A 12173-nucleotide genomic window follows, 5' to 3' on the forward strand; every position below is an offset into this window, starting at 1 on the left:
CTTTTGGACCGGGGCGTTTTCTTGTCGGGCACGCGGAGCGGCGTCACCGAATTGTCACCGCGCTCTGGCAATAAGGAAGTATGAAATACCTGCTCGCTTTCACAGTTTTCGCCCTGCCGGTCCTCGCGCAGGAGGTTGATCTTTCGGACCCTGCCCTGATTGCGACGGGGCAGCAGGCGTTTCTGGACTATTGCTCCGCCTGTCACGGCGAGGAAGCACTGGGGGAAAACGGGCCGGATATTCAGGGGTCGATCCTGAAAGACGTCAGGCAGGCGGTGAAGGGCATCGACCAGATGCCTGAAATCTGGCTTGAGGACGGCGAACCGGAGGCGATCACGGCCTTTCTCATGTCGCTCAACCCGAAGGTGGCGGAAATCAAGTTGCGGCTGGAAGCGGCGAAGCGGAATTAAAGCGCTTCGCGTAAAGTCTTAGAACAGCCCGCGCCGGATCAGGTTCGCCCCCGCGATCAGCAAGACGAACAGCGTCGCGCGTTTGAATTTCTTCTGGTCCAGCCGATCCTGAACCCATTGTCCGAGGGTCATGCCGAGAAGCGCCGGAACGAGCAACATCGCGGAAAGCGGGATGGTCTGGGCATTGAGCACACCGGAATGCAGATGCGCCAGAAGCAGCGTCACGGCCCCCGCACCGAAGATCACGCCAGTGATCTTGATCTGGAGCTTTTTCGGCGTGTTCACGGCGGTCAGATAAGCCACGGTCAGCGGCCCCCAGACCCCGGCGATACCGCCGATTACGCCGGAAATCGCGCCAAGGCCCAGATCGTAGAAACTGCGGTGATGCTCAGGGATATGCAACGCGCGCCCAATGAGCAGGTAACTCGCCAACACCACGACAATGATGCCGAGCGAAAGAAAGACCACGGATTGCGGCAGGATCACCACGAGCTGCGCCGAGAGGACGATCATCACCAGAAGAGCGCCGATGTAGAGCTTGTAGCGGACCGCAGCCTCCACCGCCTCTCCCACGCCGCCACGCAACGCCTGCCAGACATTAGAGACGACGGTCGGAAAAATCAGCCCCGCCAGAGCCAACTCCGGCGACAGGAAGGAGCCAAGCCCGGAGAGAATAATCATCGGCATGGCAAAACCTGTGGCGCCCTTCACGAAGCCCGCCAGAAGTGCGATGGCGATGGCTGCAAGGACCTGCGGAAAGGAAAGGAGTGTCAGGAGGCTGTCGATCATGCCCCCTGATAGAACCGGAACGTCACCGCTGTACAGGGCCAACCCAACCCCCCATGCGTCCAGCAGCCCGGTTTTATTGGTCCAGAGACAAGAATCAATTCAATGCGACACATTAAGTCGCAAAAAAACATTTAGTGAAAATATTATTGCGCTGCGACTGCGAAGAGATTAGACAGGCACAAGACCCCGAGGAGGAGAGATTCCCATGGCCCTTGATCAACAGGAGCTGACCATGTCGAACCCGATTTTGCCCGATCTTCTGACCCTGACGGCGGCCTCCGTCGGTCCTGCCGAAGCGCTTCTGGACCGTGCCCGCGCCGCTCTGCGCACGGAATTTCTGGACGGTGAACGGATCTCGGGGCGCAAACTGGAGGCCAATCAGACCGCGGCACATGGGCTCGCGTGGCTCGCCACCTATGTCGAGAGCCTGCGGCAGATGCAGAAATGGGCCGAGGCCCTGTCAGGGGAAGGTAAATTCGGCGAGATGGAGCAACTGATCCATCAAATCGCCTTCGGGGAATATCTCAGCCAGATTTACGGCGGCATCCCGATGAATCAGGGTGAGATTTGCCGCCTGGTCGATCTCGGTCTCGGCATCGTGCAGCCGAGCCATAACGAGGTGGTCAAGCTGATGCTCGACGGAAATTCCATCGGCGCGCGCACACGGCTTGTGGAACTGATGCGGGACAATTCCGGCCACGCGACCTTTGGAGCTTCGGGACTCGGTGACGAGCTTGAAATGATCCGCGACCAATTCCGCCGTTTTGCCGATGAAAAGGTTGTGCCTTTCGCACATGAATGGCACCTCAAAGACGAATTCATCCCGATGGAGATCATCGAGGAGCTGGCGGAGCTTGGCGTCTTCGGCCTCACCATCCCGGAGGAATACGGCGGGTTCGGCTTCCCGAAAGCGGCGATGGTTGTCGTTTCCGAAGAATTGTCGCGCGGCTATATCGGCGTCGGCTCTCTTGGCACGCGCTCGGAGATCGCAGCCGAGTTGATCCTTGGGGGCGGCACCGAAGAGCAGAAACAGCAATGGCTGCCGAAACTCTCCTCGGCGGAGATTCTGCCGACCGCTGTTTTCACCGAGCCGAACACCGGATCGGACCTTGGAAGCCTGCGTACCCGCGCGGTGAAAGAGGGCGAGACCTACACGATCACCGGCAACAAGACTTGGATCACCCACGCCGCGCGCACCCATGTGATGACGCTTCTGGCGCGCACCGACCCAAACACCACGGATTACAAAGGCCTGTCGATGTTCCTCGCCGAGAAGACGCCCGGCGATGACGAAAACCCCTTCCCCACCCCTGGCATGACCGGTGGTGAGATCGAGGTGCTGGGCTATCGCGGGATGAAAGAATACGAGCTGGGCTTTGACGGGTTCAAGGTGAAGGCCGAGAACCTTCTGGGGGGCGAAGAAGGCAAGGGTTTCAAACAGCTCATGGAGACGTTTGAGTCCGCCCGCATCCAGACTGCCGCCCGCGCCATCGGTGTGGCACAGAACGCGCTTGAGGTCGGGATGCAATATGCCGAGGACCGCAAGCAGTTCGGCAAGTCCCTGATCGAATTCCCGCGCGTGTCGGGCAAGCTCGCGATGATGGCGGTGGAGATCATGGTGGCGCGTCAGCTCACCTATTACTCCGCCTGGGAAAAGGATCACGGCCATCGCTGTGATCTCGAAGCCGGGATGGCGAAGCTTCTGGGCGCGCGGGTCGCGTGGGCCGCGGCGGACAATGCGTTGCAAATCCATGGCGGCAATGGGTTTGCGCTCGAATATCAGATTTCCCGCATTCTCTGTGATGCGCGCATTCTGAACATCTTTGAGGGAGCCGGGGAAATTCAGGCGCAAGTGATTGCGCGGCGTTTGCTAAACTGATCGCGCCTGAATGACCCTAGAAAGGCGGTGCGTCCTGCACCGCCTTTTTCGCGAGCCGGTCGAGAAAGCGATCACGGGCGGCAGGCAAGGCCTTGTCGGACAGCTCCGCAGCGATCCTGGCGAGGAAATGACCCGTGGTCAGGAGCCCCTGCCCAAGCTCGGTGAAATCCAAAGACGACTGCCCCAAAAGACATTGCGGCAAGGGCAACAAACGATCCGCCCAGTCCCCCGCCCCCTGCCGCGACACAGCACGACCGGTTTTGGGAGAAACGTAGATCAGATCGTCCGGCGATCCGGTCACGGCACAGGAGGAGAGATCGAGACCGAACCCCAGTTCTTCGAGCAGAGACACCTCCCAATGCAGATAGGCCAATGGCCACATCGGATCGGTGCCGATCCGGTCGAACAGTGCAAGACTGTCGACATAGAGATAGCCATGAGGTTCGCGCTCCGGCAAAAGCTGCGTGAGCATGGCGGTCATCGCACTCATGCCGGCCAGAGCCAGAGGATCACTCAACACATGCGCGCGGCTTTTCACGGGCTCAAAGGTGAAGGCCCCCAGATGATCTTCAATCCGGGCTTTCCACGTCACCGCAACCTGCCCGCCCGGTTGCAAATGCGGCGTCATCTTGCGCGAGATACCACCGCGCACCACGCCCGCATGGCGCCCGTGATCGGGGGTAAACACCTCGACAATCACCGAGGTCTCGCCATGTTTTCGGACGGACAGGACCACCCCTTCATCGCGCCACTCGATCATACGCCTGCTTCTTCTTGCTTGAAATACTCAATCAAGCCTGACCCGCCACGGGCGGAAGGTCAATCGGAGAGGCTCAGTCACTCAGCCCCGGCTCATCCAATAGTGTGCGGCCCTGTCGATCCTCCACCTCGATGATCCAGAGATCGGGGTCGAAACTGCGCTGTTTCGCCAAAGAAGCGTCCACCGCGCGTTCCTCGCCCTCGGCGAGCAGAACCCATTCACGGCGATCTTCCATCAGGTTGAATTCACGCTGAAACGCCTTGGCCTGCCCATCGAGCGTGTTGAGTTTGACCATCACAGCGCCCGCCGTAGCATCGCCCTTTTTCACCACAAAAGCGGGGATATCGGCCAATCGCAAACGTGTCAGATAGGCAGAGACCCAGATGTCGGCGGTTAGTCGCGCCATCAGTTACCGTCTTTGAAATCGAGACCCATTTCGCCGTAGCGCTCGGCCTCTTCGAGCCAGTTCGGGCGCACTTTCACCTGAAGAAACAGGTGAACCTTGCGGCCCAGAAACTCCGAAAGCTCTTCACGGGACGCGCGTGAAATGCGTTTGATTGTCTCGCCCCCTTTGCCAAGGATGATCCCCTTGTGGCCGTCCCGAGACACGTAGATCACCTGATCGACACGGGCGGAACCGTCCTTGCGCTCCTCCCATTGCTCGGTCTCGACGGTGAGCTGGTAGGGCAATTCCTGATGCAGGTTGAGGGTGAGTTTCTCGCGGGTGATCTCGGCGGCGATCATGCGCATGGGCAGATCGGCGATCTGATCTTCGGGGTAGAGCCACGGCCCCTCGGGCAGCTCGCGGGCGAGCCATTTGCGCAGGTCGTCGACACCACGACCCTTCTCGGCAGAGATCATAAAAGTCTCCACGAAGGTACGGCGCTCGTTCATGTCCTTGGCAAGGGCGAGAAGCTTTTCCACGTCCACCATGTCGATCTTGTTGATCGCAAGGGCGATTTTCTGTTTCGGGTTCGAGTGCTCATCCAAAGCGGCCAAAATGGCCTCGACACCTTCGGTGATACCCTTATGCGCCTCGATCAGAAGCACAACGACATCGGCATCGGCGGCCCCGCCCCAGGCGGCACTGACCATGGCGCGGTCGAGGCGGCGTTTGGGTTTGAAAATACCAGGCGTGTCGACGAAGACGATCTGGCTGTCGCCTTCCATCGCAACACCGCGAATGCGGGCGCGGGTGGTCTGCACCTTATGGGTGACGATGGAAACTTTTGCACCCACCATGCGGTTCAAAAGCGTGGATTTCCCGGCATTGGGTTCGCCGATCAGGGCGACAAAGCCCGCGCGTGTGGTCTCAGCCATTTGATCAGCCATGTGCGGCCTCCAGTTTTTGCAAAAGCGCCTTGGCGGCGGCTTGTTCGGCCTGACGTTTGGACGGAGCCTCGGAGCGCTCAGTTTCACCGCTTTCCAGCGTCACTTCTATGGTGAAGACCGGCGCGTGATCCGGCCCCTTGCGAGAAACCTCGACATATTTCGGCGGCTTCTGGCCCCGGGCCTGCGCCCATTCCTGAAGCGCGGTCTTGGCGTCGCGAGCGTCGTCCTCGACCCGGTCGATGCGCTTGCCCCAAAGCCTGCGCACGAGAGCTTTCGCCACATCGAAACCTGCATCGCGATACACAGCCGCGATCACCGCCTCCATCGCGTCCGCCAGCAAAGCCTCCTTGCGGCGCCCGCCCGACATCATCTCGGAGCGACCGAGTTTGAGCACAGCACCAAGGTCGATCTGGCGCGCGACATCGGCACAGGTTTCCTTGCGAACCAAAGCATTGAAACGGGGCGCAAGCTGGCCTTCGGAGGCGGTCTTGTCGGCCTCGAACAGCGCCTCCGCCATGGTCAGGCCCAACACCCGGTCACCCAGAAATTCGAGGCGCTGGTTGTCGGGCCGGGTCGGTGAGGAGATCGAGCTGTGGGTGAGGGCGCGCAGCAGCAATTCGGGCTGAGAGAACTCATGCCCGAGCCGCGTCTGGAACGCCTGGATATCGGCGGAAATCTTCACTGCAACGCCTTAAAGAAGCGGTCTTTGCGCCAAGTCCAGAAATAGACGAGGCGAGAGCCGGCGGAAGAGAACATCACGCGGCTGACCTTGCCGATCAGATATTCTTCGGGCACGAACCCGACGCCACCCGCCGATTGCGCCAGACGGCTGTCGGCGGAGTTGTCACGGTTGTCTCCCATGAAGAAATAATTGCCTTCCGGCACGGTGTAGACCGGCGTGTTGTCCAGCGAGATGTTGCGGATATTCAGGACGGAATGCTGACGCCCGCCCGGCAGGGTTTCGATATATTTTTCCTTCACGCAGTCGCCACCCTCGCCCGGGGTGTTGGAGCAGGCCGGGTAACGCCCCGCCGCGCCTTGCTTTTCGAAGGTCTCGACGAAAGCGCCATCGGGGGTCTGCGGAACTTCTTCACCGTTAAGGAAAATCACGCCATCACGAAGCTGCACCTGATCGCCGGGCAGGCCGATCAGGCGTTTGACGAAGGTGCGGTGCTGGGTCGGATGCTCGAAGACGACGATGTCACCACGCTCGGGCTCGGAGTCGAGGATGCGCCCGGAGATCGGGCAGAGGAAATTCACCAGCTTCGGACAGGACCATTTCGAATAACCGTAGCTCATCTTGTTGACGAACAGGAAATCGCCGATCAACAGCGTGTCCTTCATCGACGAGGACGGGATGAAGAAGGGCTGAAAAAACAGCGTGCGGAAAATCCCCGCGATCAACAGCGCGTAGACCACGGTTTTAATGGTTTCGACCAGACTGTCCTTGGTGCTGCTCATCTTCTCGTCCTTAAGGGAAACGGTTTTGCGTCATGCGGGATATGAAAGGCGCGCGGGAGGGAGTCAAGGCAAACGCCCGTGAAGGCGAGGTTTTAAAGGTTCAAGCCGCAATCCGGCGGGCCTCGATCACCACGAAGGCCTGCGCCCAGGGGTAATCGTCGGTGAGCGTGACATGGATGATCGCCTCATGACCCGGAGGCGTCATCTCGTCGAGCCGCTCTTTCGCCCAGCCTGTGACCTCCATCACCGGTTGCCCGGTGCGGAGGTTTTTGACCGCCATGTCCTTCCAGGAAATCCCCATGGCGAGGCCGGTGCCCAGCGCCTTGGAACAGGCTTCCTTGGCAGCCCAGCGTTTGGCGTAAGTGCCCGCCACATCACGGCGACGCTCGGCCTTGGCCTGTTCAACCTCGGTGAACACACGGTTTTTGAAGCGCTCGCCAAAGCGCTCAAGCGTCGCGGAGATGCGGTCGATATTGGCAAGATCGGAACCGATGCCGAGGATCATTGGCCGCGCACCTCTTCGGAAACGAAGAGATCGGGTGTGCTCTGGTCGATCCGCACGGTGAGGATCACGGAAACGGCCTCTTCCCCCCTGTATCTCTCCCCCGGAAGGCGCAGAGTCAGACCGGTCGCGGGATCATACTCCCCGCTCAGTGACGCAAAATCGAGTGTGGTATAGCCGGTGTCCTTCTCTGCCGAAATCACATGGCACTGCCGCTCACCGAGTGCGGTGTAGGGCGGGGTCAGGACCAGAAGATGAAAAGCCGCAGCCGCCGGTTCGACCGTATCGAGAAGCGCCACCCGGATCGCACCATTGGCGAAGCCGCGGCTGTTGTCTTCCCACGGTTCCACCAGAGCCGCGCTGGACGCGCGCCAGTCGCAGGGTGTGATCTCCGCGGCAAGGGCGGGAGAGGCAGCAAGGGCAAGGAGCAGAGAAAGCTGTTTCATGGCGTTCAATCTATCGCGCTGCAAAAGCCGGGGAAACGGCAAACTCAATCCTGCGATTGCGCGCGCTTCCTGGCATCCGCCTTGAGCCAGTTCTTAGCCGTTTGAGCGAAAAACCACCCGCTTGCATAGTAAACCACCAGAAGCAGCACAAGCGACACAGCGGCCATGATGAGCAACACGCTCGGTTCTCGCAACTCCGGCATGGCAAAAGCCACGAACCACACCACGACGACGCCAAAGATCAGATTCACCAGCGTTGCCATACGGGCAAACGCACGTTTCTCCGATTTGTCAGGAACGCGACTTTCTTTCTTGGCAAAGAAATTACCCTCGAAAGAAGCCGCACCGATAACCGCAGCGATCCCGGCCGCAGAACCGCCGTTGAAACCGAGCAGGCTTTCCAGAAACGTCAGGACAAGCCCAACCAGAATGGAGAGCCCAATCAGAATTCCAGTGTAGCGTAAAATCTTCATATCGTTACCCTTTTTTACGTTTTAACCTGCACGTACCTCGTCCATCAGGCGGCGCATTTCCTGAATGGCCTGAATGATACCGCGAAAAATCGCTTCGCCGATCAGGAAATGCCCGATGTTCAGCTCGGCGATCTCCGGCAGAGCGGCGATCGGCTTCACCGTGTCATAGGTCAGGCCGTGACCTGCGTGCACTTCAAGCCCGAGCGAATGCGCGAAGGCAGCCATATCGGTCAGGCGTTTCAACTCGTCGTCACGCTCAGCGAATTTGCCCTCTGCATGGAGATCGCAATAGGCGCCGGTGTGCAGTTCGACCACGGCAGCGCCGATGCGATGCGCCGCTTCGATCTGTGGCTGATCGGCGGCGATGAAGATCGAAACACGCGATCCGGCGTCGCGCAGGGGTGCGATGAAATGAGCAAGACGATTTTCCTCGCGGGCGACTTCCAGACCGCCTTCGGTGGTGCGCTCCTCGCGCTTCTCGGGTACGAGACAAATCGCATGGGGTTTGTGGCGCAGGGCGATCTGCTGCATCTCGTCGGTCGCGGCCATTTCGAGGTTCAAAGGCACGGAGAGGTTCGAGACCAGCGCCTCGATGTCCGCATCGGTGATGTGGCGACGATCTTCGCGCAAATGTGCGGTGATGCCATCGGCCCCCGCCTCCTCGGCGAGTTTCGCCGCACGCACCGGGTCCGGGTAGGCCGAGCCGCGCGCATTGCGCACGGTAGCGACGTGGTCGATGTTCATGCCAAGACGGAGTTTCTCACTCATGATCTTATTCCCAGACGGTTTGCGTTCGAGCGGACCATAGCGCGCGGGTCGGGAAAGAAAACCGACAATTTCTGATGAGGACGATCAGGGCTTGTGCGAAGCCTTCTTGGCCTGCTTCTTACGGCGCAACTCCTCAAGTTTGGCCTTGAGCTTACCACGTCGGCGCGCCTGATAAGCGGTGATCATCGGCAGGGTGATGTAATAGGCGGCCAGCCCCGCCAGAAGACCCGGAATGATACCACCGACGAGATAAGGGAAGAAAATCTCGTGCAGAAAGCGGATCAGCGCATCCCAGTTTGTATCACGGTCGGTAAACAGCGCGAGAAAGTTACGCCAAAAATCGTCGGCGGCATCGAAGAACTTGCCGATAAAACTGCGCTCATGATGCGGATCGAACCGGGTGCCGAGCAGGAAATGCCCCATCTTGAGCGAGAGCACCCCGATCGGCACATAGGTCAGTGGATTGCCCACGAAGGTCGCCAGAAGGGCGGCGATGACATTGCCGCGCATCAGCTTCGCGAGAAGAGCGGCGATGATGAAATGCAGACCGAAGAACGGGGTGAAGACGGTGAAGACGCCGGCAAAGACACCGCGGGCAATTTTATGGGGCGTGTCGGGCAGACGGTGTAGTCGGTGTTTCATATAACGTGCGGCCCGCCCCCAGCCGCGCTTCGGCCAGAGGGCTTGCGCCAGCCATTGCTGCGGCGTCAGCTTATCCCGGCGTTTGAAAACCAATGTCTCTCCCGTAGCGCCCGTCAGGGCCGCCTGTCCAAGTTCCTGTACCGGCGCACCCGTGCCACGTCACTTTCCGCTTCGAGTGCCAGCATCACCGCATGGAGATGCTCCACATCCCGAAGGTCCACGTCCACGATCAGACGATAGAAGTCGGGCTTGCGATCCTCAAAGCGCAGATCGGAAATATTCGCCTTCTGCTCACCGATCAGCGTGCATATCCGCCCCAGCACCCCGGTGTCGTTCGAGATCGTGATGTCGAGCGACACGGTATAATCTGGTGCGTGCGGCCCCGAATGCCATTGCAGGTCGATCCAGCGGTTGGTCTCCGTCTCAAGTTCTTCGAGACAGGGGCAGTCGATGGCATGGATCACCACGCCCTTGCCGCGATAGGTGATGCCGACGATACGTTCGCCCGGGACCGGTTGGCAACATTGCGCACGGTTGTAGCTTTCGCCCTCGGAAAGACCCAAAATCGCACGCTTCGAATCGATTGCCGCACTTTCGCGCACCAGTTCCGGGTAAACCGTGCGCACCACGTCGGAGGCCGCGAGTTCAGCGGAGCCGAGCCGGGCCAGCAATTCCTCGGTGGTCCCCAGAGACATCTGCTTCGCCGCTGTCGCGAGCGCCTTCTCAGACGCTTTCTTGCCGACATGTTCAAATGCAACACGGGCCAGTTCACGCCCCAGCTTGACGAAACGCTCGCGGTCCTCTTCACGCAGGGACTTGCGGATCGCCGCCTTGGCCCGTCCCGTCACAACGATGTCGAGCCATGTGCCCTGCGGTCGCTGCCCCTCCGCGGTGAGAATTTCCACCGACTGACCGTTCTTCAGCCGGGTCCAAAGCGGCACACGGATACCGTCCACTTTGGCGCCGACACAGCTGTCGCCGATGCGGGTGTGGATCGCGTAGGCGTAATCCAACGGTGTCGCGCCTTTCGGCAGGGACACCACCTCTCCCTTCGGCGTGAAGGTGAAGACCTTGTCGGAATACATCTCCAGCTTGACGTGTTCGAGGAATTCGGAGTGATCCTCCGCATTCTCGAAGCGCTCGGTAAGCTGGGCCAGCCATTTCGCCGGATCGACGGCAAAGGGGTTCTGCGCCCGCACCCCGTCACGATAGGACCAGTGCGCGGCCACGCCACTTTCGGCCACTTCGTGCATCTGGCGGGTGCGAATCTGCACCTCCACCCGCTTGCCGTCCCGACCCGACACCGTGGTGTGGATCGAGCGGTAGCCGTTGGATTTCGGCTGGCTGATGTAATCCTTGAACCGGGTCGGCACGGCGCGCCAGCGTTGGTGAATCACACCGAGGACACGGTAACAATCCATCTCCGAACGAGTGATGACACGGAAACCGTAAATATCGGAGAGGCGGGAGAAACTTTGCTGTTTCTCCTCCATCTTGCGCCAGATCGAATAGGGTTTCTTCGCCCGCCCGAACACGTCGGCGTCGATGTCCTCACGCTCCAGTTCGGCACGGATGTCATTGGTAATCTTGTGGATCACATCGCCGGTTTCGCGTTGCAACGTGATAAAGCGACGGATGATCGAGTTGCGCGCCTCCGGGTTGATCACCCGAAAGCTCAAGTCCTCGAGTTCCTCACGCATCCATTGCATCCCCATGCGACCGGCAAGCGGCGCGAAGATATCCATGGTCTCGCGCGCTTTCTGGAGCTGTTTTTCGGGACGCATCGACTTGATCGTCCGCATGTTGTGCAGACGGTCGGCGAGTTTCACGAGGATCACCCGCAGGTCCTTCGACATGGCCATGAACAGTTTGCGGAAGTTCTCCGCCTGTTTGGTCTCCGTCGAAGAGAGTTGCAGGTTGGTGAGTTTCGTCACCCCATCCACCAACTCGGCGATCTCTTCGCCGAACTTGCGCGCGACTTCGCTGTACGAGGCGCGGGTGTCCTCGATCGTGTCGTGCAACAGCGCCGTGATGATCGTCGCATCGTCGAGCGATTGCTCGGTCAGGATGGCGGCAACGGCAACGGGATGGGTGAAATAAGGTTCGCCGGAGCGGCGAAACTGCCCCTCATGCATCTCACGCCCGTAGGCATAGGCCTCGCGGATCAGATCGGCATTTGTCTTGGGGTTGTAGTTGCGGACCAGCGCGATCAGGTCTTCGACGTCGATCATTTTGGTCCGCGAACTCCGTGGATTGGGGCCTTGAGGCCCCGCATCTTAATTCTGCCCCTGCGCTTCCATCAGCGCGCGCAGCAGTTTCTCTTCGGACATATCGTCCTCGGCCGGTTTGTCGGCCTCCTGCCCCATGAGAAGCGCCATCTGATCGTCTTCCGGCTCATCGACCTCGATCTGGGTCTGGTGGCTTTCGATCATCCGTTCGCGCAGCGCATCGGCGGACTGGGTTTCCTCGGCGATCTCGCGCAGGGCGACAACCGGGTTTTTGTCGTTGTCGCGATCCACGGTCAGCGCCGAGCCTGCGGCGATCTCGCGCGCACGGTGGGCCGCGAGCATCACGAGCTCGAAGCGGTTCGGAACCTTGTCGACGCAATCTTCAACGGTCACGCGGGCCATGGGATCTCCAATCGTTCGGACGGGGGTGCAATTCAAAGGCTCTACATAGGCGAGCACGAAGCCCTTGACAAGCGCCCTTTC

Annotated in this window: 15 protein-coding genes; 2 read left to right on the forward strand and 13 right to left on the reverse strand. The window is 59.9% G+C overall.

Annotation, left to right across the window (positions count from 1 at the left end; translation table 11 throughout):
• The first annotated feature begins 80 nt into the window (after window positions 1-80).
• Window positions 81-410 (forward strand): c-type cytochrome, encoded by a 330-nt coding sequence (locus C8N42_RS04875; RefSeq protein ID WP_107815430.1) that lies wholly within the window; start codon window positions 81-83, stop codon window positions 408-410.
• Window positions 411-428: 18 nt separating this feature from the next.
• On the opposite strand, the gene C8N42_RS04880 is transcribed toward C8N42_RS04875, so the two are convergent.
• Window positions 429-1199, reverse strand: a complete 771-nt coding sequence (locus C8N42_RS04880; RefSeq protein ID WP_107815431.1) for a sulfite exporter TauE/SafE family protein — start codon at window positions 1197-1199, stop codon at window positions 429-431.
• A 205-nt stretch (window positions 1200-1404) separates the two neighbouring features.
• On the opposite strand from C8N42_RS04880, the gene C8N42_RS04885 reads away from it, so the two are divergent.
• A complete protein-coding gene (locus C8N42_RS04885; RefSeq protein WP_107815432.1) occupies window positions 1405-3078 on the forward strand; it encodes an acyl-CoA dehydrogenase family protein in 1674 nt (557 codons plus the stop codon).
• Between the two features lie 16 nt (window positions 3079-3094).
• Here C8N42_RS04885 and recO read toward each other — a convergent pair whose 3' ends face one another.
• The 12 genes from recO to rpoZ all read right to left on the reverse strand — a co-directional run bounded on the left by recO (window position 3095) and on the right by rpoZ (window position 12092).
• Window positions 3095-3838, reverse strand: coding sequence for a DNA repair protein RecO (recO, locus tag C8N42_RS04890; RefSeq protein WP_107815433.1), 744 nt, complete (start codon window positions 3836-3838; stop codon window positions 3095-3097).
• Between the two features lie 73 nt (window positions 3839-3911).
• Complete coding sequence (locus C8N42_RS04895; RefSeq protein WP_170109213.1) at window positions 3912-4244, reverse strand: DUF1491 family protein; 333 nt, start codon at window positions 4242-4244, stop codon at window positions 3912-3914.
• A complete protein-coding gene (gene era / locus C8N42_RS04900; protein WP_245889967.1) occupies window positions 4244-5170 on the reverse strand; it encodes a GTPase Era in 927 nt (308 codons plus the stop codon). The genes C8N42_RS04895 and era overlap by 1 nt, the downstream gene beginning before the upstream one ends.
• Window positions 5163-5852, reverse strand: coding sequence for a ribonuclease III (gene rnc, locus C8N42_RS04905; RefSeq protein WP_107815435.1), 690 nt, complete (start codon window positions 5850-5852; stop codon window positions 5163-5165). The genes era and rnc overlap by 8 nt, the downstream gene beginning before the upstream one ends.
• A complete protein-coding gene (lepB, locus tag C8N42_RS04910) occupies window positions 5849-6631 on the reverse strand; it encodes a signal peptidase I (RefSeq protein WP_107815436.1) in 783 nt (260 codons plus the stop codon). The genes rnc and lepB overlap by 4 nt, the downstream gene beginning before the upstream one ends.
• A gap of 100 nt (window positions 6632-6731) precedes the next feature.
• A complete protein-coding gene (gene acpS / locus C8N42_RS04915) occupies window positions 6732-7136 on the reverse strand; it encodes a holo-ACP synthase (protein WP_107815437.1) in 405 nt (134 codons plus the stop codon).
• Entirely contained in the window at window positions 7133-7579 is a 447-nt protein-coding gene (locus C8N42_RS04920) for a hypothetical protein (RefSeq protein ID WP_146168240.1), read from the reverse strand. Before C8N42_RS04920 ends, acpS begins: the two co-directional genes overlap by 4 nt.
• Before the next feature lie 44 nt (window positions 7580-7623).
• Window positions 7624-8052 carry an ABZJ_00895 family protein gene (locus C8N42_RS04925; protein WP_107815439.1) on the reverse strand — a complete coding sequence of 143 codons (429 nt, stop codon included), beginning with the start codon at window positions 8050-8052 and terminating at the stop codon, window positions 7624-7626.
• Between the two features lie 21 nt (window positions 8053-8073).
• Window positions 8074-8820 (reverse strand): pyridoxine 5'-phosphate synthase, encoded by a 747-nt coding sequence (locus C8N42_RS04930; RefSeq protein ID WP_107815440.1) that lies wholly within the window; start codon window positions 8818-8820, stop codon window positions 8074-8076.
• An 84-nt stretch (window positions 8821-8904) separates the two neighbouring features.
• Window positions 8905-9555: a DUF2062 domain-containing protein gene (locus tag C8N42_RS04935; RefSeq protein WP_107815441.1), complete on the reverse strand. Its 651-nt coding sequence runs from the start codon at window positions 9553-9555 to the stop codon at window positions 8905-8907.
• 20 nt (window positions 9556-9575) lie between these two features.
• Window positions 9576-11693 carry a RelA/SpoT family protein gene (locus C8N42_RS04940; protein ID WP_107815442.1) on the reverse strand — a complete coding sequence of 706 codons (2118 nt, stop codon included), beginning with the start codon at window positions 11691-11693 and terminating at the stop codon, window positions 9576-9578.
• 45 nt (window positions 11694-11738) lie between these two features.
• Entirely contained in the window at window positions 11739-12092 is a 354-nt protein-coding gene (gene rpoZ, locus C8N42_RS04945; protein ID WP_096806421.1) for a DNA-directed RNA polymerase subunit omega, read from the reverse strand.
• Window positions 12093-12173 lie beyond the last annotated feature (81 nt).

It is taken from the genome of Celeribacter persicus (assembly GCF_003050785.1).
Classification (GTDB): Bacteria; Pseudomonadota; Alphaproteobacteria; order Rhodobacterales; family Rhodobacteraceae; genus Celeribacter; species Celeribacter persicus.